This is a genomic window from Bathymodiolus platifrons methanotrophic gill symbiont (assembly GCF_002189065.1).
GTDB lineage: Bacteria > Pseudomonadota > Gammaproteobacteria > Methylococcales > Methylomonadaceae > Methyloprofundus.
Genome location: NZ_BDMN01000080.1, coordinates 32,857 through 57,472, shown reverse-complemented (window position 1 = coordinate 57,472; position 24,616 = coordinate 32,857). Strand labels below are relative to the sequence as shown.

Annotated in this window: 24 protein-coding genes, 1 tRNA gene and 3 pseudogenes; 13 read left to right on the top strand and 15 right to left on the bottom strand. The window is 41.0% G+C overall.

All coding sequences use genetic code 11. The features are described from left to right. Positions 1-111: 111 nt before the first annotated feature. A complete protein-coding gene (locus CDZ78_RS05485; RefSeq protein ID WP_087869097.1) occupies positions 112-1,104 on the top strand; it encodes a malate dehydrogenase in 993 nt (330 codons plus the stop codon). A 189-nt stretch (positions 1,105-1,293) separates the two neighbouring features. On the opposite strand, the gene CDZ78_RS05480 is transcribed toward CDZ78_RS05485, so the two are convergent. The 6 genes from CDZ78_RS05480 to queA form a co-directional block, all read right to left on the bottom strand. Then, the gene (locus tag CDZ78_RS05480; RefSeq protein WP_087869096.1) at positions 1,294-1,644 is read right to left on the bottom strand and encodes a type II toxin-antitoxin system HicB family antitoxin; all 351 of its coding nucleotides are present in this window, start codon (positions 1,642-1,644) and stop codon (positions 1,294-1,296) included. Beyond that, positions 1,641-1,895: a type II toxin-antitoxin system HicA family toxin gene (locus CDZ78_RS05475; RefSeq protein WP_087869095.1), complete on the bottom strand. Its 255-nt coding sequence runs from the start codon at positions 1,893-1,895 to the stop codon at positions 1,641-1,643. Before CDZ78_RS05475 ends, CDZ78_RS05480 begins: the two co-directional genes overlap by 4 nt. A gap of 133 nt (positions 1,896-2,028) precedes the next feature. After that, positions 2,029-2,277 carry a hypothetical protein gene (locus tag CDZ78_RS05470; protein WP_087869094.1) on the bottom strand — a complete coding sequence of 83 codons (249 nt, stop codon included), beginning with the start codon at positions 2,275-2,277 and terminating at the stop codon, positions 2,029-2,031. Then, complete coding sequence (locus CDZ78_RS05465; RefSeq protein WP_087869093.1) at positions 2,274-2,804, bottom strand: CsiV family protein; 531 nt, start codon at positions 2,802-2,804, stop codon at positions 2,274-2,276. Before CDZ78_RS05465 ends, CDZ78_RS05470 begins: the two co-directional genes overlap by 4 nt. Further along, positions 2,801-6,256, bottom strand: a complete 3,456-nt coding sequence (gene mfd, locus CDZ78_RS05460; protein WP_087869092.1) for a transcription-repair coupling factor — start codon at positions 6,254-6,256, stop codon at positions 2,801-2,803. The genes CDZ78_RS05465 and mfd overlap by 4 nt, the downstream gene beginning before the upstream one ends. A 382-nt stretch (positions 6,257-6,638) precedes the next feature. After that, positions 6,639-7,664: a tRNA preQ1(34) S-adenosylmethionine ribosyltransferase-isomerase QueA gene (queA, locus tag CDZ78_RS05455; RefSeq protein WP_087869091.1), complete on the bottom strand. Its 1,026-nt coding sequence runs from the start codon at positions 7,662-7,664 to the stop codon at positions 6,639-6,641. Between the two features lie 107 nt (positions 7,665-7,771). On the opposite strand from queA, the gene CDZ78_RS05450 reads away from it, so the two are divergent. Together CDZ78_RS05450 and CDZ78_RS05445 are read left to right on the top strand one after the other, a co-directional pair. Then, a tRNA-Leu gene (locus tag CDZ78_RS05450) sits at positions 7,772-7,856 on the top strand. A 68-nt stretch (positions 7,857-7,924) separates the two neighbouring features. Next, complete coding sequence (locus CDZ78_RS05445; RefSeq protein WP_087869090.1) at positions 7,925-8,128, top strand: hypothetical protein; 204 nt, start codon at positions 7,925-7,927, stop codon at positions 8,126-8,128. 243 nt (positions 8,129-8,371) lie between these two features. Here the strand turns inward: CDZ78_RS05445 and CDZ78_RS21730 are convergent, their stop codons facing one another. After that, the gene (locus CDZ78_RS21730) at positions 8,372-8,512 is read right to left on the bottom strand and encodes a hypothetical protein (RefSeq protein WP_167374187.1); all 141 of its coding nucleotides are present in this window, start codon (positions 8,510-8,512) and stop codon (positions 8,372-8,374) included. After that, positions 8,509-8,976 carry a hypothetical protein gene (locus tag CDZ78_RS05440; RefSeq protein WP_087869089.1) on the bottom strand — a complete coding sequence of 156 codons (468 nt, stop codon included), beginning with the start codon at positions 8,974-8,976 and terminating at the stop codon, positions 8,509-8,511. Before CDZ78_RS05440 ends, CDZ78_RS21730 begins: the two co-directional genes overlap by 4 nt. A 220-nt stretch (positions 8,977-9,196) precedes the next feature. On the opposite strand from CDZ78_RS05440, the pseudogene CDZ78_RS05435 reads away from it, so the two are divergent. Then, a pseudogene (locus CDZ78_RS05435) lies at positions 9,197-10,012 on the top strand (HD-GYP domain-containing protein); the annotation flags it as partial. A gap of 545 nt (positions 10,013-10,557) precedes the next feature. Here CDZ78_RS05435 and CDZ78_RS05430 read toward each other — a convergent pair. The 4 genes and pseudogenes from CDZ78_RS05430 to pckA form a co-directional block, all read right to left on the bottom strand. After that, positions 10,558-10,950: a hypothetical protein gene (locus CDZ78_RS05430; protein WP_140413894.1), complete on the bottom strand. Its 393-nt coding sequence runs from the start codon at positions 10,948-10,950 to the stop codon at positions 10,558-10,560. Between the two features lie 210 nt (positions 10,951-11,160). Then, positions 11,161-12,606: a pyruvate kinase gene (gene pyk / locus CDZ78_RS05425; protein WP_087869117.1), complete on the bottom strand. Its 1,446-nt coding sequence runs from the start codon at positions 12,604-12,606 to the stop codon at positions 11,161-11,163. A 160-nt stretch (positions 12,607-12,766) separates the two neighbouring features. After that, positions 12,767-13,780 carry a type I glyceraldehyde-3-phosphate dehydrogenase gene (gene gap / locus CDZ78_RS05420; protein ID WP_087869086.1) on the bottom strand — a complete coding sequence of 338 codons (1,014 nt, stop codon included), beginning with the start codon at positions 13,778-13,780 and terminating at the stop codon, positions 12,767-12,769. A 268-nt stretch (positions 13,781-14,048) separates the two neighbouring features. Continuing rightward, positions 14,049-15,628 (bottom strand): annotated as a pseudogene (gene pckA / locus CDZ78_RS05415) (phosphoenolpyruvate carboxykinase (ATP)). A 734-nt stretch (positions 15,629-16,362) separates the two neighbouring features. Between pckA and CDZ78_RS05410 the strand changes: the two are divergent. Further along, positions 16,363-17,127: an inositol monophosphatase family protein gene (locus CDZ78_RS05410; protein WP_087869085.1), complete on the top strand. Its 765-nt coding sequence runs from the start codon at positions 16,363-16,365 to the stop codon at positions 17,125-17,127. Between the two features lie 173 nt (positions 17,128-17,300). Here CDZ78_RS05410 and CDZ78_RS05405 read toward each other — a convergent pair whose 3' ends face one another. Beyond that, positions 17,301-17,561 (bottom strand): RNA recognition motif domain-containing protein, encoded by a 261-nt coding sequence (locus CDZ78_RS05405; protein WP_087869084.1) that lies wholly within the window; start codon positions 17,559-17,561, stop codon positions 17,301-17,303. A 99-nt stretch (positions 17,562-17,660) separates the two neighbouring features. Continuing rightward, on the bottom strand, positions 17,661-17,864 hold the full coding sequence (locus CDZ78_RS05400) for a cold-shock protein (RefSeq protein WP_087869083.1): 204 nt from the start codon (positions 17,862-17,864) through the stop codon (positions 17,661-17,663). Positions 17,865-18,385: 521 nt separating this feature from the next. Here CDZ78_RS05400 and CDZ78_RS05395 point away from each other — a divergent pair. The 8 genes and pseudogenes from CDZ78_RS05395 to CDZ78_RS05360 all read left to right on the top strand — a co-directional run bounded on the left by CDZ78_RS05395 (position 18,386) and on the right by CDZ78_RS05360 (position 24,251). Next, complete coding sequence (locus tag CDZ78_RS05395; protein WP_087869082.1) at positions 18,386-19,867, top strand: FAD-linked oxidase C-terminal domain-containing protein; 1,482 nt, start codon at positions 18,386-18,388, stop codon at positions 19,865-19,867. After that, a complete protein-coding gene (gene glcE, locus CDZ78_RS05390) occupies positions 19,867-20,889 on the top strand; it encodes a glycolate oxidase subunit GlcE (RefSeq protein ID WP_087869081.1) in 1,023 nt (340 codons plus the stop codon). Before CDZ78_RS05395 ends, glcE begins: the two co-directional genes overlap by 1 nt. A 104-nt stretch (positions 20,890-20,993) precedes the next feature. Beyond that, positions 20,994-21,242 (top strand): glycolate oxidase subunit GlcE family protein, encoded by a 249-nt coding sequence (locus CDZ78_RS05385; RefSeq protein ID WP_087869080.1) that lies wholly within the window; start codon positions 20,994-20,996, stop codon positions 21,240-21,242. A 12-nt stretch (positions 21,243-21,254) separates the two neighbouring features. After that, positions 21,255-21,581 (top strand): annotated as a pseudogene (locus tag CDZ78_RS05380) (4Fe-4S dicluster domain-containing protein); the annotation flags it as partial. A gap of 363 nt (positions 21,582-21,944) precedes the next feature. Continuing rightward, positions 21,945-22,850: a glycolate oxidase subunit GlcF gene (gene glcF, locus CDZ78_RS05375; protein WP_087869078.1), complete on the top strand. Its 906-nt coding sequence runs from the start codon at positions 21,945-21,947 to the stop codon at positions 22,848-22,850. A 54-nt stretch (positions 22,851-22,904) separates the two neighbouring features. Next, complete coding sequence (locus CDZ78_RS05370; protein WP_087869077.1) at positions 22,905-23,558, top strand: ABC transporter ATP-binding protein; 654 nt, start codon at positions 22,905-22,907, stop codon at positions 23,556-23,558. A gap of 119 nt (positions 23,559-23,677) precedes the next feature. Then, entirely contained in the window at positions 23,678-23,947 is a 270-nt protein-coding gene (locus CDZ78_RS05365; RefSeq protein WP_087869076.1) for a BrnT family toxin, read from the top strand. Next, a complete protein-coding gene (locus tag CDZ78_RS05360) occupies positions 23,931-24,251 on the top strand; it encodes a BrnA antitoxin family protein (RefSeq protein WP_087869075.1) in 321 nt (106 codons plus the stop codon). Before CDZ78_RS05365 ends, CDZ78_RS05360 begins: the two co-directional genes overlap by 17 nt. A gap of 49 nt (positions 24,252-24,300) precedes the next feature. On the opposite strand, the gene CDZ78_RS05355 is transcribed toward CDZ78_RS05360, so the two are convergent. Continuing rightward, complete coding sequence (locus CDZ78_RS05355; protein ID WP_087869074.1) at positions 24,301-24,513, bottom strand: hypothetical protein; 213 nt, start codon at positions 24,511-24,513, stop codon at positions 24,301-24,303. Between the last annotated feature and the right edge of the window lie 103 nt (positions 24,514-24,616).

Below are 24,616 nucleotides of genomic sequence, written 5' to 3'. Positions count from 1 at the left end.
AAATCGCGCTATTATACCGTATAAAAAAAGTTAAGCCTGCTTTGTCGCGCTGAAATTATCTCGCAACAATATAAGTCTATACACAAACAATAATCACAGAAAGGATGATAAATGAAGACACCCATTGATATTGCTGTTACCGGAGCCGCTGGGCAAATTAGTTATTCCTTACTGTTTCGAATAGCATCAGGCGAGTTATTTGGGCCTGATCAACCCGTTGTCTTGAGATTACTGGAAATCACTCCTGCCTTACATCGTTTGCATGGTGTTCAGATGGAGCTTAATGATTGCGCCTACCCTCTCTTACAAAAAGTCATTCTAACCGATGACCCTTTAGTCGCATTCAAAGATATAGACTATGCCTTTTTAGTGGGAGCGAGACCACGTGGCCCAGGCATGAAGAGAAAGGATTTACTAGAAAGTAATGCAGGCATTTTCTCAGAACAAGGCAAAGCGTTAAATGAAGTCGCACACCGAAATGTTAAGGTACTAATTACTGGAAATCCAGCCAATACCAATGCATTGATCACCCAGCGTAATGCTCCGGACTTAAGTCCCAAGTGTTTTTCTGCCATGAGTATGCTGGACCATAACCGGGCAATCTTTCAATTAGCAAAAAAATGTGGCGTACGCTCAAAAGATGTCAAAAATATAATTGTCTGGGGAAATCATTCTGAAACCCAGTTCCCTGATTTAACTCATGCAACGGTCAAAGGTTTAAGTGCTTTAACATTAGTTGATGAAAACTGGATTGAGAATGAGTTTGTCCCCATTGTACGACATAGAGGGGCCAGTGTTATTGAAGAACGTGGTGGAGTATCAAGTGCCGCCTCAGCAGCTAATGCAGCGATTTGTCAGATGCGCTCCTGGGTTTTTGGTACAGAAACCAGCGACTGGAGCGACTGGGTTAGTATGGCGGTTATATCCGATGGGAGTTACGGCGTAGAAAAAGGGTTGTTTTTTTCCTTTCCAGTTCAAGTATCAAGCTCAGGAGAAGTATCCATTGTGCAAGAGCTGGAAATAGATGACTTTAGCAAATCGTGCATTAAAGCATCAGTACAAGAATTAAAAGATGAACGTAAAGCTATAAAGCATTTATTGTAAAAACAAATTAAACATAGGGGGAGTAAGCTTTAGTCCATATAGATTATTGTACTCCCCCATTAATTACTACTAGTCAAATCGCTTTATTTTTCTTTATTGCACACGCTACTGACAACCATCTATCAGAAAGGATCAATGCATAGTAGACCTATACCTGAAGCATAAATACCACTACACAGGACATTTTGATTACTGATTGCACTGGTTAGGGGTATGAATTACTTGCTCAAGCGTATCTGAAACCCATTGATTAAGGCTCTTTCCAGAATGAACAGCTGCTTCAGCTATTTCGCTATGTAACGAGGATTTTACTCTAATCACAAACTTGCCAGAAAAGGGCTTATTAGGCTCTCTTCCTGCTTTTTCACAACTTTCAAGGTAAAAATCAACCGCTTCATGAAAAGCTTCTTTTAATTCATTGACTGATTCACCATGAAAACCGACAGTATCACGAATTCCAATAATATTGCCAAACAAAATATTATCATCTGGATCAAATTCAATTTTTGCTGTGTAGCCGTTATAACTCATTGTATTCATGGTTTCACCCCTGCTCTTAATAAAAAATCCCTGGCATTCCGTATTTGATAACGCTTTGCTTCTTTTTCAGGATGAGGCCTGTGAAAGTCACCTTTTTCATTATTAATGATGAAAGAAACTCGTGAGCCATCCCCTTCGATAACATCAGCACCTAAAGCCACAAATAGAACTTCAATTTTACGCCATTTAAGACTTCCAGGTATTGGATGTGAAAAAATAACTTCCAGAGTTTTTCTTTGTTTGCTATTCATCCCCTGATAATACTAAATGATAGTATCACCATCAAGGTAAAATTTTTAAAGGGTACTTTTTAAACATTCTAAATTTAACCTATCAATAATATCTTTAAATTAAAATGCTTAGAGGCTTTGTTTTTGAACCACTTCACTTTTCCTGAGCACATACCCCTGGCTGATAACCAATCACCTCTTCATGACTACATGCTGTACAGTCACTTGAATAACTAGTGAACTGCCCGCTTGTTTCCATTGCGCAGACAGGCGCATAAATCATGGTGCACACTTGCGGCCTTATTTCTGGGCAATCAATTAAATCACTAGGTCTTTTAGACGTATTTTGACAAGCACTAACCAGAATCAGCATCATCACAACCAATAAATTTCTCATTCTCATTGCAAACTCTCCAGTTCAACGGGTGATACTTTCACCACTGCACCAAACTTTGGATGATCTAAATAATGCATATCATTTAAAAGCACCCGCCTTTTTTCATTTAACCGATATATCACACCTTCAGACTCAGCCGGACTGAACTCCAGATCAGCAATGACATGCAATAAGTGTCCTCGCTGAACCTTAATCCAGCCATTTAAATCCACACCAGTACCAGAAACCTCAATAGGTAAACTGACACTACCACTCTCTACAGAAATTCGCCAAGCCTGATAATAAAATGGCTGATAAATACTGGACCTTTGTAGCCGATTAAAAGTACTTTGCAGAGTCTTGTTACCTTCTTTAACTTGCGCATACCGCGCTACAGGTTTAAGTTCTGTTTCTATTTGATCAAAAATTTCGGAATTAGGAGCCTGCAGCTGAAAAACGATTAGCTCCACCTGAAACCAGCGCGGCTCGGCAAGAGCTAGACTATTAAAGCAAAAAAGTAGTACAGCAAACTGAACCTTCAGTTGATACTTCATGAATTATCTTCCGTTAATTGTGTCAATAATGCACTGACAAACTCAATTTTTTCATCTGTTGTCGCGAATTTATGAGTAAAGCGTAATTTATCGCCGCCTTCAAACTTATAGAGATGGGCCTGCGTCTGAATCAAAATCAATAATTGCTGCATATTCAGTTTAGGGTCAGCACTAAATAGCAGCCGTCCGCCTTCATTATAAACATCAATTTTCTTAACCCCTATCTTATCCGCCTGCTGCTTTAATTCTGTCACTGAAAATAACACTTTAACCTGATCAGGTAACAAGCCAAAGCGATCAATCATTTCTATTTTTAAATCGCGCAATTCCTCTTTACTATCGGCACTGGAAATACGCTTATATAATACTAATCGTGCATGTATATCCGGCAAATAATCTTCAGGAATTAATGCAGCGGTCTGTAAATCCACTTCAGTGCCAGTATGTAACGGCGCATTTAATTCAGGTTGCTTACCCGACTTTAAAGCTTTCACTGCACGGTCTAATAACTCAGTATATAAGGTAAAACCTATTTCCTGAATTTGCCCACTTTGACCATCACCTAACAACTCACCCGCGCCACGAATTTCCATATCATGCGTAGACAACAAAAATCCTGCGCCTAATTCACCCGAGGTTTCGACAGCCTCTAAACGTTTTAAGCCATCTTTACTGATTAATTTTTTCGGCGGGGTAATAAAATACGCATAAGCGCGATGATGCGACCGCCCTACCCGCCCGCGCAGTTGATGCAATTGTGCGAGACCAAGCTTATCGGCTCTATTAATGATAATAGTGTTTGCGGTAGGTATATCGATACCACTTTCAATAATCGTGGTACTTAAAAGCACATTAAAACGCTGATGATAAAAATCTAACATAATGCGCTCAAGTTCACGTTCTGGCATTTGTCCGTGGGCAATTTCTACCCGCGCTTCCGGAACTAATCTCTCAAGTTCTCGCGCCATCTTGTCCATCGACTTAACATCATTATGCAGAAAATACATCTGCCCACCCCGTTTAAGCTCTCGCTGACAGGCCTCTTTAACCAATGAATCAATCCACTCAGTAATAAAAGTTCTAATTGAATGACGGTTCGGTGGTGGAGTTGCAATAATCGAAACATCCCGCAGACCTGCCATTGCCATATTCAATGTGCGTGGAATCGGTGTAGCCGTTAGCGTCAATAAATCAACTTCCTGGCGTACCAATTTAAAATGTTCCTTCTGGCGTACGCCAAAACGGTGTTCTTCATCAATAATCACCAGACCCAGGCCACGGTACTTAATCTCTTTAGAAAGCAATTTATGTGTGCCGATGATGATATCAACTTTACCTGCAGCTAAATCTGCAATAATTACCTTTTGTTGCTTAGGCGTAACAAAACGCGATAACACCTCAATTCTAAAAGGCCAGTCAGCGAAACGATCACGAAAATTATGGAAATGTTGCTGCGCTAGTAAGGTTGTTGGCACTAATACCGCCACTTGCCTACCACTTTGTGCAGCGATAAAAGCCGCACGCATAGCCACCTCGGTTTTACCAAAGCCAACATCGCCACAAACCACCCTATCCATAGGCTGGCCTGAACTCATATCCTCAAGAATACTATCAATCGAAGTTTGCTGATCCGGTGTTTCTTCAAAAGGAAAGGCATCCGCAAAAGCCAGATATTCACTTTCCTCATAAATGAAAGCATGGCCTTTTTTCAATGCTCGCTGAGCATGGATATCTAGCAATTCAGCCGCCACATCATGGATTTTTTCCAGCGCTTTTTTCTTCGCTTTACTCCACTGATCCCCGCCTAATTTATGCAACGGCGCATTTTCAGGGTTAACGCCAGTATATCGCCCGATGACATCTAGCGCCGAAACAGGCACGTATAGCTTATCTCCATTAGCATATTCCAGAGTAAGAAACTCTGCATCTATATCACCAAACTTTAAAACCTGTAGCCCCAGATAACGACCAACCCCATGCTCTTGATGAACCACCGGCGACCCAACGGAAAGTTCATTAAGATTATTAACAATCTTTTCCAGCTCACGAGCGGCTGATTTTTTTCGTCTGCGCCGTTGTTGCGCCTTATCTCCGGTTAACTGGCTTTCGGTAATAATCGCCAGGCCAGCATGCTGCAGATATAAACTATGATCTAAAGACGCAACGATAATACAGGGAGATTCCTCAGCCTGTACAAACTGCCCCCAGCTATCCAATTGTTTAACATTGATTTTATAGCCGCGTAATTTATCAATTAACTCCTCTCTATGCCCCGCCGTTTCAGCAACGAAAAGTATTCGACTCTCGCTATTCGCCACAAATGCCTTTAAACGACTCGCTGGCTCACGCAGCCTCTGATCTATACTTACTTCGGGCAGAGCAATACTCTCAGCCTGCCACGCCCCTGTCTCTTCCTGTGTCGTTAAATAGATACGCCGAAATTTATCTATATGTTGAATAAATTCATCAGCCTGTATATATAGCCTCTCTGGTGCTAACAGGGGCCGCTCAAGATCATATTTACGCTGTTGAAAGCGCTCATCAATCTCTTCAATAAAATGCTGTGCCGATTGCTCCAGTGCTTCAGGCAAAACAAAAGCAGTCGTTGCCGGAAGATAATCAAACAGCGTTTCTGTTTTATCAACAAATAAAGGTAAATACGCTTCTATTCCACTAGGAGTAATACCCTTGCTAACATCCTGGTACAAAGTATTATTCTGATAATTATCCGGAAATGTCTCACGAAATGCCTGCCGAAAATGATTAATCGCCTCATCAGTAAACGGAAACTCACGAGCAGGGAAAAGCTGTATTGCATCAACCTTTTCTATAGAAAGCTGAGTTTCAGGATCAAAGGTTCTAATCGACTCAACCTCTTCATCAAACAACTCAATACGAAATGGGTATTTGCTACCCATAGGAAACAAATCAACAATAGCACCACGCACTGCAAACTCAGCATGTTGCACCACTTGCGAGACACACTGGTAACCTACTGCCTCCAGCTTAATACGATTTAAATCCAGATTAAAAATACTGCCAATATTGATAGCAAAACTATTCGCTAAAATATGCTCTCTGGGGGCCAAACGGTGCATTAAGGTTGCTACCGACAGCACTAACGCCCCACGGCTGACTTCAGGTAATTTAGCCAGAGACTTTAAGCGTTCGGAAACAATCTCGGGCAAAGGCGAAAAAACATCATAAGGCAGCACTTCCCAATCTGGAAAATGCAGAATGGGATATTCGTCCTGTAGAAAAAAAGACAACTCATGTTCTAGCCGTAAAGCTGTCTGGCTATCAGGCGTTAACACCACAAATAGGCGGGATTCATTTTTAATCGCCGTTGCAATCGCTAATGAATCAGCACAGCCTGTTAAGCCAGACCAGAATAGTGGCTGTTTTATTTTATGCGGGACTTTGGGTAAAAAAATGGACTGACTATCTGACATTGTAAGAAACCAAAAAGATCAAAAACTGTAGAGCGAACTTCAGTCCGCTAAATAACACAAAACAACGAATAGTTTACCATGCACAAAAGCAGAGACTCATATCTAACTCTGTATATCGGAACAAATCTGGTAATACCCAAGGGCGTGGCTTTAGCCCGTCAATATACCGAGAGGCATTAATAGCGGGCTAAAGAGACTGTGAAAGTATCTGCTTTTAGCCTCCTCCCTTGAGAAGGGGGGATTGAGGGGGGATCATATAAAAACATATATCATTGATATTGCGTGATTAGTTTTAATATATCCCCCCCCCCCTAACCCCAACTTAACTAAGGAGGGGAATTTTGTTGAATACTTTCACCGCCTCTAAAGCTACGCTCTACACCTATTCACGCTGAATAAACATCGCATCACCATAGCTAAAAAACCGGTATTTTTGTGCAATGGCATGCTGGTAAACCTTTTTAATCCGCTCATAACCAGAAAAAGCGGAAACCAGCATTAACAAAGTCGATTCAGGCAAATGAAAATTAGTCAGCATCGCATCAACCGTTTTAAACTGATAGCCCGGCGTAATAAATAAATCAGTATCGCCCTGACATGCGTGCAACTCCCCGGTACGAGAAGCAGATTCTAAAGAACGCATCGCTGTCGTTCCAATCGCGATGACACGCCCACCTTGCGATTTCGTTTGCTGTACAGCCGCCACTGTTTCTTGCGGAACTTCAAAATATTCTTTATGCATCACATGCTCAGCCAGGTTTTCGACTTTAACCGGGCGAAAAGTTCCACTGGCCACATGTAAAGTAACAAAGGCAATACCACCCCCTTTAGCACGAATTTTATCCATCATCGCATCATCGAAATGCAAGCCCGCTGTGGGCGCTGCTACTGCTCCACTTTTCTGAGCAAAAACTGTTTGATACCGAGTCTGGTCATTTATATTATCAGCACGCTCTATATAAGGAGGTAAAGGCATATGCCCGATATGCTCTAAAATATCAGCCAGAGCCAGCTCACCCTGAAACTGCAAATGGAATAAATCATCGACCCGCCCTAATACCAGACACTGAAAACCTGCATCTAATCGAATCAATGCTCCCGCTTTAGGTGACTTACTAGAACGCATATGTGCCAAAACCTCTCGTTCATTTAGCACCCGCTCAATTAATATTTCAACCTTGCCACCCGATTGCTTATGACCAAACAAACGAGCGGGAATCACTTTAGTATTATTGAGCACCAACAGATCATCTTTATTCAGCAGCGCCAGCAGGTCAGTAAAATGCCTATCTTCAATCCCATCACTGTTTTTATCTAAACATAATAATCGGCTTGCACTACGCTCGGCCAAAGGTTGCTGAGCAATCAATTCATCAGGCAACTCATAGTAAAAATCACTTTTTTTCATGCACGCCATATTCGCCGCTTAGACGACTCTTAAAATTAAAACAGTCTATTTTATAGAATTTTCTGGCAATATAAAAAAAGATTACTTATAATTATCAGATCGTCTATGCCGGGGTGGTGAAACTGGTAGACACGCCGGATTCAAAATCCGGTTTCTTCGGAAGTGCCGGTTCGATTCCGGCCCTCGGTACCATAGATGACATAGGCCTTGCGTAAAAATGCAACGCCTTTTTTTTTGCTTAGATTTAGCGAGGAAAACAATTGAATACTTTTCAAAAGTTCATAATGTCTTTAATGGGCTGGGGATTAGCTTTACTCAAACTTCTCATTGCATTATCTCTCCTGGCTATTGCAAAAATCACTCTACGTACTAATCCAGACCTCGCCATTGCAGTACTAGGAACCGCAGCAGTCATATTTCTTCTTTGGTATTTCACCCCACAAATAAAGCAATTTTTTAGATAAATTCAGAGCTTCTAAAGTAACACCAGTATTGAGGGGCAGACTCGATTAAACTCTATGTCACTTGATTATTTTTAACTTTCAGCGACTTACCATTTATATACAAATAAAGGGTACTGACCCCTTATGGTTAGGTTAGTTTTTATTTATCCAACCTCCCCTAGCCCCTCCTTAACTAAGGAGGGGAATTATGTTGAATACTTTCACAGCCTCTAGAGTCCCCCCTCCTACAAAAAAACCAATATTCTAAGGAAATATAATGGGTGGGCACTGTGTCGTTATGCCTTGCTCAATAGTAACTTTAACCAACTTTGCACTTTCCTGACTTGAACTATCCTTATGTAAAACTTCGATAGCCATATCCCCTACCGGTGTATTCTTGATCAAAAAATGACCGCTTTCATCAGTTTTGATTGATTATGACCAACCAGATTCACTGAAGCACCTTTTACCCCTTTTCCTCCTCCAGCAACTTCACACACCTGCCCAGTGACCGAACCCGTTAAAGAAAGTGAATCCGTTGCTACCGGAGTTATCTTATTGGTTAATTGCCGAATCATCATAAGAATTGCTTCCGAGGAAAATCCCGCAATAAAACCCAGTGCCACGGCACTCGCCAGATTTCCCGGGTCAATAAGCTGATACGCCACTATCGCTATCAGAGGTGCAGAAATAAACTGAATGATCTGGAAGGCAAGGCTTTCACGAACCTGGCCTTTAGTCATATACGGTTTCTTATCAGTAGCAATGGACAGGTAATTACTTGCCGATCGCTTTTGATATTCAGGTACTCTACGCGTCAGGCTAATGGCCCCTCCGAGTAGTGCCAATACGATAAAATACAAAGGCACCTGTAAACCACCTGTGATCTCACAAGTACCTACACCGTAGTTATTACAAACTGTTCTACCACCAATATTAAACAGCCATTGTAAGTTAACATTCGAAGATTTTTTTCTCTGACGATCAATCGCTGAAACTCTTGTTCAGCCTCTTGCAAAGAGTTCCCTGCATTATTCAGATTTTCCTGGTCAATAGATTCCAGAGTTTTTGCCTTATTAAAATTACACCACAGCCAGAATACCTGTTATTTTCGTTACCGCAAAAGGTGAGACAGCCGACGAAAGTCTTGGCTTTGATATTGGTGCGGTAGATTACATTACCAAACCCGTTAGCCCTTCCCTAGTCCTACGTCGCGTACATACACAGCTATCACTTTACGATGAGAAACGCCTATTAGATGAAATGGTTAAGGATCGTACCAGAGAACTAGAGCAGACTCGTTTACAAATCATTCAACGCCTAGGTCGTGCCGCAGAGTATAAAGATAACGAAACGGGTATGCATGTCATTCGAATGAGCTATTACTCACAAATTTTAGCTCTTGCCAGTGGTATGTCAGAAGATGAGGCTGAACTTTTACTTAATGCGGCACCAATGCATGATATTGGTAAAATCGGAATTCCAGATAAAGTCCTTTTAAAACCGGGAAAATTAGATGCCGACGAATGGAAGATCATGAGGCGGCACCCGCAAATGGGAGCTGAAATTTTAGGCAGCCATGACTCCGTGTTACTGAACTTGGCTCGTGACATTGCACTAACCCACCATGAACGATGGGATGGTACAGGCCACCCCAACGGTTTGAAAGGCGCAGAAATCTCCATTCACGCTCGTATAGTTGCCATTGCTGATACTTTTGATGCTCTTACGACTGTCCGCCCGTATAAACAAGCCTGGCTAACAGGGGAAGCTATCGAGCAGCTGAAAAAAGAATCAGGAACACACTTTGAACCGGCTCTGGTGGATATATTTTTAAGTATTATCCCTCAAATACTTGAAATAAAAGATAAGTATGCCGAAATTACAGTTCAACACCTGGAATAACTTGAGCAGCTGATTTTCCTAGGTTAAAGGCTGTGAAAGTATTCACATCCACCTCTGCAAGAAGTAGCCCGTATGAAGCTTGCGGAATACGGGACAAATGCACTAAGAATTTTTTATTTCAATAAGTTACATACGTAATTACGGCAAATACCCTACCAACAAAATTCGATATTTGTGAGGTATCTCTGGTTCTTTTTATAGGTAATCATATAAACTCCCTTAAGAAATAATCCAGAGTTCATTCGGATTAAGTACAGGGAATCAATAACGAATATTATTTCTAAAAACTCACCGAGGATAATAAAATGAATAAATTATTATTAACCAGTACCCTATTATTTTCGAGCATTCTGATCAGCCGTATCCACTATAAATTTTAGGGAGGCACAAAATTTATAGTGGATACCACAAAACCACCTAGCGTCTGGGCTCACCACCCGAAATATACAAATAAGCTGCAGACATAAAAAAAGGCCCATTACCTTACCAGTAATGGGCCTTGGATTGATTTGATGTTTTAAATCAATACACCATAAACAACTTGTTTAGAAGTTATGATATTTTTCATTAACTTTTTTGAAACGCTGAACAGCATCAGTCATTAATTCTTCAGCTTTTTCATGTTGATCTTTTTTATAGGCTGAACGAGCTTTAGAAACTTTTGATAGTGCTCTATCACGATCAGCTAAAACAACAGAACTTTCAATAGTTTTAGCAGTTTGCTTAGTCTTCTTGAACATTGCTACAACAGTATCTTTATCTGTACCATCTTTCATAGCTGCTAACGTTTCTTCTGCCACTGCAATAGTATCTAAAAGTGACTGCTCAACTTCTGCCTGAGTCTGGTTAGCTACTTTACCTGCTGGCTTTGCCATTGCAGAAGGAGCTGTTGCAAGCATTGCAAAGCTAACAAAAAAAGCCAGTACTAATTTTTTCAATAAACCCATCTTAGATTTCACCTTATGTAAATGATTATTATAGTGTTAATGCATAATAAAAACATACGCATTGTTTTATGATACCACAAATAAAAAATGATTAGTTTTAAATATTAATGCCTTATAATATTTATGGTAATTTCAACTACTGCTCCGATTGAACGTAATTATTGCTTTACAATAATCACGTTCCACCTATAAATCAGCAACCTATTCAGGAATCAGGCCCTCACCCACAGTAACCACTTTAAGCGCATTGGTACCGCCTTTCTGCCCCGTTAGATCTCCTTTAGTAATAATAAAGGTATCTCCTTTTTCGGCATAGTTGAATTTTTTTAACAACTCAACAATTTCCCTATTCAATTGCGCATGATCCTGATCTTTAAGCTCAAAGTAAATGGGGATGACACCACGATACAAAGTCACCTGACCAAGAGTTTCTTCATGGCTACTAAATGCAAAGATAGGCAAACCTGATCTTATACGCGACATCCATAAAGGTGTTGCACCCGACTCAGTTAATGCCACCAGGCCTTGTACATCAGAGTGATTCGCCATGTACATTGCAGCCATTGCGATCGCTTCATCCTTACGATTAAAGCGCGCATCAACACGATGCTTAGATCGTCTGGCAGCACGCTGTTTGTCTGTCTGTATGCAGACACGTACCATTGCCTCAACCGTTTGTACCGGATAGCGTCCCGCGGCTGTTTCTGCAGACAGCATAATCGCATCGGTACCATCAAGCACTGCATTGGCTACATCAAATACTTCAGCACGAGTTGGAATCGGATTTTCAATCATTGATTCCATCATCTGCGTAGCAGTAATTACCGCTCGATCTAGTTCTCTTGAACGCTTAATAAGAAACTTTTGTGCAGAAGGCAAATTAGCATCACCAATTTCTACGCCTAAATCTCCACGCGCAACCATAATCACATCAGACGCAAGGATAATCTCATCCATTACTTCTGGCACCATAGCTTCTGCACGCTCTACTTTAGCAACAATGCTTGCATAACAATCAACATCGGCTAATAAACGACGCGCTTCATTTAAGTCTTCCGCACAACGCGGAAAAGAGACCGCTACGAAATCAGCTTTAATTTTACCGATAGTGATAATATCTTCTTTATCTTTAACCGTTAGCGCTGCAGCTGATAAGCCACCACCTAATAGATTAATACCTTTATTGTTAGATAAGTTACCACCGACAATCACTGTACAGTTAATACGGCCATTAACAACATCAACAACATCTAAAACAACGCGACCATCATCAAGCAATAAACGACTTCCGTTTACAACTTCTTTTGCTAGCGCTTCATAAGTAATGCCGACTTCTCTATTATCACCCACATTCACATCCAGGTTCATATCAAGTGCAAAGTCCTGCCCTTCATCAAGCCAGACTTTATCTTCAGAAAAACGAGCAATACGAATTTTTGGACCTTGTAAATCAGCCAGAATCCCCACTCTACGACCTGTCTTTTTAGATAAAGCACGTACTTGATTCGCCCGATCTATATGATCCTGGGCAACACCGTGCGAAAAGTTTAAGCGTACGGCATCAACCCCTGCATAGAACAGTTTTTCTAAAACGCCTTCTTTATCTGTTGCAGGTCCAAGGGTTGCTAATATTTTCGTTCTTCTAATTTCAGGCATATAAAAGGGAGTGGCTATTTAAGTTATCTATGACAATACAGGAGTTCAACTACAGAAACAGTTGAATATTCTAGCTACTGTAAGGCGGGGGGTTAATTAAGCTCAGAAAAAACAGGGGGACTGCTGCCCCCCGTTTCTTCTAATAAGAAGTTTATTTTGCGTTCATCAAGGCAATTGTTGTATCGATCATACGATTTGAAAAGCCCCATTCGTTATCGTACCAGGCCAGTACTTTAACTAATGTTCCATTAGTTACTTTAGTCAAGCTTGACTCATAAGTAGATGAAGCTGGATCATGATTAAAATCCATTGAGACTAAAGGCTTAGTATTAATATTCAATACACCTTTTAAAGGACCTTCTGATGCAGCCACTAATAACTGATCAATTTCTTCTTTAGTTGTCTCTCTTGAAGCAACAAAAGTTAAATCAACCACTGATACATTTATAGTAGGTACGCGCATTGCGAAACCATCTAATTTACCAGCCATTTCAGGTAGCACTAGACCTACTGCTGCTGCTGCCCCTGTTTTTGTAGGAATCATTGATTGAGTGGCCGAACGTGCACGGCGTAAATCCGGATGATAGACATCAGTTAATACCTGATCATTCGTATATGAATGAATCGTGGTCATTAAGCCGCTTTCAATTCCGATAGCATCAATTAATGGCTTAACTAACGGAGCAAGACAGTTAGTTGTACAAGAAGCATTAGAAATAACAGTATCAGATGCTTTTAAAATCTCATGATTAACACCATAAACAATGGTTGCATCAACATCTTTTCCGCCTGGCGCAGAAATAATGACTTTTTTAGCGCCTGCAGCTAAATGCGCAGAAGCTTTTTCTTTAGTAGCAAAAAAACCAGTACATTCATGTACTACATCAACACCTAACTCAGCCCACGGAAGTTTTGCTGGATCTCTTTCCGCTAAAACTCTGATTTTATCGCCATTAATAACAATATAATCGCCTTCTACATTGACTTCAAAAGGAAATTTTCCATGCACAGTATCATATTGCGTTAAATGTGCATTAGTTTCTGCGTCGCCTAAATCATTGATTGCAACGACTTCAACTTCACCTGTACGGTTTGCTTCATATATAGCACGTACAACATTACGACCAATACGGCCATAACCATTAATTGCAACTTTAATCGCCATCAAGTTTTCTCCAAAAGATAAATGTAAAAGGTTTATTCATGCACTAAAGATGCACGAAAATTCTTGAAACTATAACAAATTTTTTAGGGGTGCGTCTATCGAATTCGCACTCAAGCAGACAATAAAAAAGGGAGGACTAAATAATCTGAAGTTTCCCAATAATTATTTATGGTAAAATTGAAACTATGTAGCATTGTGTATTTCAGCTACTCAATAATTGGGAAACTTCAGTAAATAATTAGCCCTCCCTTTCTGTGGATTTATTTAATTACACTTGCGGTCCCGCTTTGGAATAGTCAAAGTTACCCGTTGCATCTTTATATTTTTCAAAGTTATTTATAAACATACCAGCTAATTTGGTCGCCGTTACATCATAAGCAGCTTTATCAGACCATGCATTTCGCGGATTAAGAAGCTTGGCATCGACATCTTGCAGAGTTTTAGGTACACATAAGTTAAATAGCGGCACATTTTCAAACTCAGCATCATGAATACTGCCATCTAAAATACTATTAACACAGGCGCGAGTCGCCTGAATACTCATACGCTCGCCAACACCATAACCACCACCAGCCCAGCCAGTATTTACCAGATAAGCACGAACACCATAGCGCTCCATTTTCTCACCCAGTAACTGAGCATAAATAGTTGGGTGCAACGGCAAAAAAGCTTCCCCGAAACAGGCAGAAAATGTCGCTTTTGGCTCAGTAACCCCTCGTTCAGTTCCCGCCACTTTAGCAGTATAGCCAGACAAAAAGTAATACATAGCCTGCTCTTTATTTAGCTTGGAAACAGGTGGCAAAACACCAAAAGCATCGCAAGTTAAAAAGATAATGCTTTTGGGCATTCCGCCTTTCAAGCCTGGACGATGGTTATCTATATGTTCAATAGGGTAAGAACCCCGGGTATTTTCCGTCTTCGAATTATCAAAATAGTCAACAACTCCATCATCGTCTGCCACCACATTTTCCAGCAATGCATGACGTTTAATAGCCCCATGAATTTCTGGCTCACTCTCTTCAGAGAGCCCTATGGTTTTTGCGTAACAACCCCCTTCAAAATTGAAGATTCCACTTTCATCCCAACCATGCTCATCATCGCCTATTAATTGGCGATTTGCATCGGTGGATAGCGTTGTTTTGCCAGTCCCTGAAAGACCAAAGAATATGGTTACTTCATCGTCTGCACAAACATTTGCACTACAGTGCATGGATAAAATACCCTTTAAAGGCAACCAGTAGTTCATCATGGTGAAGATACCCTTCTTCATTTCCCCTCCATACCAGGTGCCACCAATGATAGCGATATTTTTTTCTATATTAAAAATCACAAAAACTTCGGAATTCAGCCCATGCCCCTGCCATTTTGTATTAGTAAGATTGCTGGCATTATAAACACGAAAGTCAGGTGCAAAATTTGCTAACTCCTGCAGCTCAGGACGAAGAAACATATTTTTGACAAAATGAGACTGCCAGGCAAATTCGGTAATAAACCGGGCTGATATTCGCGTATCACCACTTGCTCCTGCATAACCATCGGTTACATACAGGTCTTTACCCGAAAGGTAATCAATCACTTCATCATAAAGCTCATCAAATATTTCCACAGAGACCGGCTTATTCACCTCACCCCAGGCAATGTATTCTTGAGAAGGTCCAGCTGTACAAAGTATTTATCTTTTGGTGATCGCCCGGTAAACTTCCCCGTATCGATCATTATCGTACCACTGCTTGCTACACGCCCTTCCTTGTTATTGAGTTCATGCTCAAAAAGCTCATCATAGCTCAAATTATGATAGACACTTCCAACACTTTTTAACCCTAAACTCTCCGCACTTAAATCACTCATTTACTGCCTCCCTTTAGACAAAAATAATTGCCATAATTTAAAAACAGTTGCCATTGTATCCATTAAACCTAGAAAAATCAGTTGCCCACGGTTTCTAGCACAAGCTTTTGATCCCACAGCACTTCAAAAAAATGCCCGCTTAACCTATGGGTGAAGCTAAGATTTTTTTAAAGCACTGTGCAAGCAATACCTTGCACTATAAATTCGCGTTTAACTGGTTTTTCTAGGTTGAAAATGACAACAATCTACATAACAACTTAATAATATATTAAAATATTTTTTCATTCAAACTATTGCTGAAAAAATCACACGCGTTCTTTCTACAGCCCACAGCATCAAGCATAACCAATAGTCTGTTATGTTATAATCTGATTAATATTTTTTAACCTCGGGGAGTTGTCTTTAGCCTATATGCATTGCTACATAGTGCGAGCAAAAACCTACTCCCTTTATTTTAAGGAATACGCACGACACACTTGAGCATAATATGGAGCACGGTTCTTTAAAGACGGTAAAAGTATGCAATATAATCCCCCTCCTTAGTTAAGGAGGGGCCAGGGGAGGTTTGATATATGTTGTTATACGCCCCCCCCCCCTCAATCCCCCCTTCTCAAGGGGGGATTGAGGCTAAAAGCAGATACTTTTACACCCCCTAAAGACCTGCGCCCCATATAGTAATGCAAAAGTGTGTCCTACACTTTCCCTACATAACCTCTCACACGAGCCATCTACAAATGCCAGTATCACTACAAACACTTGAAACCATCGTCCGCGAGGCCGGAGAAATCGCCCTAAGTCAATTTAATGACCTACAAAACCTGGAAGTTTCACAAAAAAGCCCGCGTGACTTTGTTACTGCAGCAGATATCGCCGTTGAAAAGTTTTTAAAACAGGCTCTCGCCCAGCATTACCCTGAGTATGGATTTTGGGGAGAAGAAAGCGGACAAAGCGAAAACCAGACTCAACGATGGGTTGTTGACCCAATTGACGGCACCCACTCGTTTGCTAAAGGACAATATTTTTGGTCCATCAGTGTCGCACTAGAAATTGATGATGAACTGATTTTTGGTGCGGTTTACGCGCCCGCATTAAATGTTTATTACTGCGCTAAAAAAGGCCATGGCGCCTTTAAAAATGGCCAGAAAATCAATGTTTCCAGCGAAACTGACTTAGGAAACTCGATGATTGCAACAGGATTTGCCTGCTTACGCTCTTATCTGGAAGAAAACAACCTGGAACGCTTTTGCAGAATTGCACAAAAAACAACGGGACAACGTCGTTTTGGTTCAGCTGCAATGGATTTATGCTTAGTTGCCGACGGGCAAGTTGATGCTTTCTGGGAGCAGGAATTAAATTTGTATGATGTTGCTGCAGGTGCCTTAATCGTACTTGAAGCAGGTGGTACGATAACTGATTTCAAAGGTAATAACGGTGTATTCCCTAAGCATATTCTAGCCAGTAATGGCACAATTTTAGATGAACTTTTGCAGCTGATGTAAGCTTTGGGATAGCCTGTATCTCGACAAGACTCTGTAGATTGGATATTTCACCTATGCCCCACCCAATCTCATTGCGCCTGATATTTCTACGCAAATAGAATAACCAAACCTTTACTGGAGTTTCTTAACTCTAATAATTAAATTGCCTGGGGCTAATAGTGCCTTTGCCTGTATTAACGGCCCCGACGTCCTGCCTTAGCAGTCTCGAAACCAACTTTTAACGGCTTACCGTTAAAATCTTTACCATCAAGCCCAGCAATTGCAGCACGCGCTTCATGTCCTTCCATTTCGATAAAACCAAAGCCTTTGCACTGCCCGGAAAATACATCAGTCACAAGTTTAAGTGAACGTACTTTACCAAATTCAGCAAACAAAGCCTCAAGATCAGTTTCACTTGTGCTAGCAGACAAATTTCCAACAAATAGTTTTTTCAATTCTTTTCCCTTTGCGAGTATGTAGGAGGGTTAAATAAATTAAGCCACAAAAAAAGAACCCCGCCGGAGCGGGGTTCTGCGTATCTAAGGCGTGACGCCTTAGGCCGCTGTAACACTCGTAGCCTGAGGGCCTTTAGGACCATCTTCTACTTCATAAGCAACTGCTTGATCTTCATTTAAAGTTTTAAATCCAGAACCCTGGATAGCACTAAAATGAACGAATACATCTGCACCGCCATCATCTTGAGAAATAAAACCAAAACCTTTGGCCTCGTTAAACCACTTTACTGTACCTGTAGCCATGAAACTTTTCACCTGAAAATAAATTAAACAAATAGGGTGTGCGTACAGCTAGTGAAACGGGGAAACCAGAAGGGGGTAACACGGTGGGAACAACCATTACTGCCAATTACAAAACCTGTAGCTTTGTCTACTATATGAGAATTTTGATCAATTTACCAGAAATAATTTATAATTCAGCCATTTATTATCTTAATTTTATATTTCTCTATACTAATTCACTATGGAACGCGCACGGAATAAGTTAGGCATCTGGCGCAGTGTTTGATTCATATTTAAGGCGCAGAAGACGTATAAAAAGACAAGCAAGTTGTCGAAGTTATTCCGTGTGCACTCCTTAGGAGTCAAAGTTTAATAAATCCAAAACGTTTTGTAGCCCGTATGGAGCTGGCGGAATACGGGAAAGTAAGTACGCCGCTCTTCCTGTATTACGCAAGCTCCATACAGGCTACATTAGAGAGTAGACTTTCGGACATTATTAAACCCGCATTCCTAAGCATTAAACTTAAGTATATCCTATAGCTATGAAGCAAACAGCGATAAAAGCAAACATTAATTTCCAGCAATTACTCAAGCAATTTCTGGAAATTCTTCCTGCAGAAGCTGTTCTATATCAGGAAGAAGATTTACGGCCATTCGAATGTGACGGTCTGGCTGCATACCGCCAGTTACCTTTGCTTGTCGTTTTACCCGACACAGTAAAACAAGTGCAGGACATATTACGCCTATGTAATAAAGTTGACCTTCCTGTGGTAGCCAGAGGAGCAGGAACAGGTTTGTCTGGAGGTGCATTACCTCACGCACAGGGGCTGTTACTTTGCCTGACAAAACTAAAAAACATTATTTCCATTGATCAGGAACTCCGCACTGCCCGTGTGCAGCCAGGCGTACGTAATCTAGAAATCTCACAAGCAGTTAAACACCTTGGTTTATATTATGCACCTGACCCTTCCTCACAAATTGCCTGCACTATCGGCGGTAATGTAGCTGAAAATTCTGGCGGTGTACACTGCTTAAAATATGGCTTAACAGTACACAATATTCAGCAAATAAAAATTGTCAGTATTGAGGGTCAACTCATTACCCTAGGTGGCAATGGATTAGATACTCCCGGCTATGATTTACTGGCTTTAATGACTGGCTCCGAGGGTATGCTCGGCGTCATTGTCGAAGTCACTGTAAAATTATTACCCAAACCAGAATGCACGCAAACATTATTAGCTGCATTTGATGATGTAAGCAAAGCAGGAGCAGCTGTCGCCAATATTATTTCAGCCGGAATTATACCTGCTGGCTTGGAGATGATGGATAAACTAGCTATTCAAGCCGCTGAAGATTTTGTCCATGCAGGGTACCCAAAAAATGCTGCTGCCATTTTATTATGTGAACTCGATGGTAATCGAGGCGAAGTTGACACTCATACCCTGGCAGTACATGAAATTTTAATCACCAGTGGTGCCACTGAAGTGCGTACTGCAAGAGATGAACAGCAAGGCATCACATTCTGGAAAGGCCGTAAATCTGCCTTCCCGGCAGTAGGTCGCATTTCTCCTGATTATTATTGTATGGACGGCACTATTCCACGCAAAAAACTGGCTCATGTATTGCTGGAAATGACTGAAATGTCACAACAATATGGGCTTGCTATTGCTAATGTTTTTCATGCGGGCGATGGTAATTTACACCCTTTAATTCTTTATGATGCTAATATTCCAGGCGAGCTGCAACGAGCAGAGGATTTTGGCGCTAATATCCTCGAGCTGTGCATTAAAGTTGGCGGCACTATCACAGGTGAACACGGCGTAGGCATGGAAAAATTAAATCAGATGTGCGTGCAATTTGAACTCACGGAGCTCAATCAATTTCATGCAGTCAAAGCAGCATTTGACCCTAAATCCTTATTAAACCCAGGCAAGGCAATACCAACTTTACATCGCTGTGCTGAATTTGGTGCCATGCACATACATGATGGAAAACTTCCTCACCCTGAGCTGGAGCGTTTTTAATGCATTCCACTCAAAACGACCTAAGCAAACAGATACAGGACACAGTTCTGCAAGCCATCAATACAAATAAAACCTTTACCATTAAAGCCGGCGGATCAAAAGATTTTTATGGACGCAATGTTACTGCTGATAAGCTCTTAAGCCTTGCAGAACACCAGGGCATTATTAGCTATGAACCGACAGAGCTGGTTATTAAAGCTCGCTCAGGGACACCCTTAAAAATATTACAACAAGTTCTGGCAGAAAATAGGCAAATGCTAGCATTTGAACCCCCTGCCTATCATGAAAAAACCACTTTAGGAGGTACTCTTGCAGGTAATTTTTCCGGACCACGCCGTGCATATAGTGGCGCTGCCCGAGACTATGTATTAGGTACTACTGTGCTCAACGGCAAAGCTGAAATATTATCTTTTGGTGGCGAAGTCATAAAAAATGTTGCCGGCTATGATATTTCTCGTCTAATGACAGGAGCACTAGGAACACTAGGAGTAATACTGGAAGCCTCCCTAAAAATAGTGCCTATGCCAGAAGCTGAAATAACCCTTATGCAACAAACATCCATAGATGCAGCCCTGCTAAAACTTCATCAATGGTCCCAACTTCCCTTACCCATCAGTGCCAGCTGCTTTTATCAAGACAAACTTTATATTCGCCTGTCCGGCACCGAGAAAGCCATTGATAATGCTCAGCAATCGATCGGAGGAGAAATATTAAAACAGGCGCACAATTTCTGGCAATCAATAACAGAGCAGACACACCCTTTTTTCCATAGCACGCAAGCTTTATGGCGCATTTCATTAGCATCCAACACACCCGCCTTACCTTTGGAAGGTGACTATCTTTATGAATGGGGCGGCGCATTACGCTGGTTAAAAAGCGACCTAGATCTGCAATCAATCCGTTCTGAGCCTAACTTATCAGGCGGCCACGCCACTCTGTTTCGCAGCCTAGGCGAGCGCAACGATATCTTTCACCCTTTACCCACACCTCTATTAAATAGCATAGTTTCAATTTTACCATAAATAATTATTGGGAAACTTCAGTAACAGAGCAGACACACCCTTTTTTCCATAGCACGCAAGCTTTATGGCGCATTTCATTAGCATCCAACACACCCGCCTTACCTTTGGAAGGTGACTATCTTTATGAATGGGGCGGCGCATTACGCTGGTTAAAAAGCGACCTAGATCTGCAATCAATCCGTTCTGAGCCTAACTTATCAGGCGGCCACGCCACTCTGTTTCGCAGCCTAGGCGAGCGCAACGATATCTTTCACCCTTTACCCACACCTCTATTAAAATTGCATCAACGATTAAAACTGGCTTTTGATCCGCATGGACTATTTAATATAGGTCGTATGTATGCTGACTTTTAAATTAATTCTTTTATGCAAACCCAGACAACAGAATATTTTTTAAAATCAGCACTAGGCCAGGAAGCAGATAATATTATACGTTCCTGCGTGCATTGTGGGTTCTGCACTGCTACCTGCCCTACTTATCAATTATTAGGTGATGAACGCGACGGCCCCAGAGGCCGCATTTATTTAATAAAACAAATCATCGAAGGACATTCGGTAAGCAGCAAAACACAGTTACATTTAGATCGCTGTTTAAGCTGTCGCGCCTGTGAAACTAGTTGCCCATCTGGCGTACAGTATGGCCGATTAGTCGACATAGGGCGCCAATTAATAGAAGATAAAACGACGCGCCCAAGTCATAAGCCGAATAATACGCCTTATACTAAGAAACTGAAGTTTCCCAATTATTGAGTAGCTGAAATACACAATGCTGGTGTATCGAGGTTTATTTTAGGTGGTTTTGCCATGTTTATAGCAAACCCCTACTTAATTCCCCTTAGGCAATAGCATTTGAAACGAATGAAAAGACTATTTTTTTCATATAGTTGTAGCATAGTTTCAATTTTACCATAAATAATTATTGGGAAACTTCAGTTTATTACTCAGTGGTTGTCTTATGTCATTTCCTTATAAAAAAAATATCGAAAAGTCGATGAAGAAATTTTATGACTCACTTTGTGAAAAAAATAAGTTAGCATAGTTTCAATTTTACCATAAATAATTATTGGGAAACTTCAGCTAAGAAAAATTTTACCTTATCCATCCCGGGTTACTATTTTATTAACAATCGGTCGACAACTTAAACCTCTGCTACCCCAGTCATTAAAGCGACAGATACCTGGCAGGCAAAAAACCAGCACATGGCCTGCTTATATTCCGGAAAACTCAGGACAAGCACGAAAAATGCTAATCCTAGAAGGCTGCATACAATCTGTTACTACCCCCAATACCAATACCAATTCAACTACGGCAAATATTCTACGCAAGCTCGGCATTACGCTTATTGCTCCTGACAAAGCTGGCTGTTGTGGCGCAGTCAGCCAGCATTTATCCGCACAACAGGAAGCATTAAATTTTATGCGCCGAAATATTGATGCCTGGTGGCCTTATATCGAACAAGGTATCACAGCAATCATCATTACAGCCAGCGGCTGTGGTGCCATGGTAAAAGAATATGGCTATCATTTAAAACAAGACGAACATTATGCAGATAAAGCACAAAAAATTAGTGAGCTTGCCAAAGATATCAGCGAAATCCTTTTGCAAGAAGAATTACCCCTAAGCCGCATTAAACCATCTATTAAGAATATTGCATTCCAAAGCCCATGCACACTACAACATGGCCAGCAACTTGATGGTGTTGTTGAGTCTATTCTTAAGCGTTGTGGTTTTGAACTTAGCGCTGTTGATGATACACATTTATGCTGTGGCTCAGCAGGCACTTATTCCATTTTACAGGCTGATTTAGCGCAGCAGCTCTTATATAACAAACTGACAAATTTACAAAGACACCAGCCTGAACTGATAGTCACAGCAAATATAGGCTGTCAATTACACCTGCAAAGCCAGGCGAGCATTCCTGTTAAGCACTGGATAGAACTGCTGGATGAAAGCTTTGTTTAACCTAGAATTCGCAACTGACCGCTATAAAGCACTATAAACAACTAGACTGACATTATGTTTAAATTTTTACCCGGCATTATCTTAATACAACTGGTAACAGGCGGCCTGATAGTGATGGCTCTTAATGGGTCACATGATTTTCAACTCATTATTGTGCTCGCAATGATTGCATTTATAAGTGCTATTTTGTCAGCATTCTGGTTTTCATCCATTGCACGTAATATTTTTCACGACCAGCAGACCGTCCTACGCGAGCAGCACGCACAGGACAGAGAAAGCTTTTTAAAGGAGGCCGGAGAAGAAAAAGCCAGCGCAATTGAAGAAAAATCTCAAATGCAGGATATGCATGCACGCGAACGCGAAAGAATACTACTGGATGCCGAACGAGAGAAAAGTGACATTCTTGCAGAAAGCTATAAGAAGATTGAAAAAGCAACCAGAAAAGCCCATGCAAAAGCAAATTTCAAGGTAGGCGTAGCTTTTGCTACGGCTGTTGGTGCGGGAGGTATTATGATATTCAGCCAGTTGGTCACTATCGGTGTAATGCTTTTGGTGGCATCAGGAAGCGGGTTAAGCGGCTATATCCTGCGCGCCCGACAAGAAGGTCTATCATACAAAAAACAGGCTCTTATTAATGGGCAGCGCTTGCTAATAGAGCAAACAGATATGACAGCATTGGATAATTTCAAACTGAAAGACAAACCTTAGATATATGAGTATTTTTAGTCAGGCCTAACCTAACATTTAATTCTGCTGACCATTCTCAACGAATTCCCCCAAGATTATTGTATTTACAATAACAATAAACGTATATACAATAAAAATCCATGAAAATTGAATATGACCCAATTAAAAGTGAAAACAATAGGCTTGAAAGAGGGTTATCCTTCGAACTAGCCGCAGAGTTTGAGCTTGATACGGCTATCATTCGAATAGATATTCGCCAACAATATGGTGAACCACGCTTTAATGCACTGGGGTTTATTTTAGACCGTCTTTATCATCTGACATTTACCATTAGGGCTGATGTTATCCGTGTTATCAGTTTTCGTAAGGCTAATAAGCGAGAGGTGAATTATTATGTTCGTAACCACTAAATCAGGCAGAAAAATAAAACTTCCAAACGACACGGAAGATGCTGAAATCACTAGACAGGCACTTGCCGATGGTACCTATCTTTCTGATGAAGAATTGGCTCAATTAAAACCAGTTACGGAATTTTCAGAACTGGAAAGCGCAGTCAAGGCATCAGTGGGGCGCCCCATGTCAAACAACCCAAAAAAGCCAATCAATATCCGTCTATCACCCGAAGTCTTAGAGTATTTCAGAGCGACTGGAAAAGGCTGGCAAACGCGCATGGACAGTGTATTGAGGGAATACGTCGAGTCACATCATAGGTAAGTGATGGTGGTTTCAATTTCTTAACCTCACTGTCTTCATTAGGTGGATTCTATCTCGTAATCTCAGTACTACCATATTTAAATGGCTCAGAAATCACCACTTTAATCAGCTGCCCTTTTTTAAGAGAAACATCTGCCTGCAGATTATTAGCAATTGCACAGCTTTCTTTATCCCATTCACTACCTACCCGCTTCAATAATGCCGAAATACTTTCCCCTGATCTGGCAGAGATGATACGTAGCCTTTGCTGCTTAATTTTCATCTTTTCTTTAGACCTTAGCTGATGAAAAGTAGCAATAGATTTTTTAATATCCCGGCGGTTTGTTTGTTGCTGCCAGATTTTTATTGATTGAGGTCAATCGAAA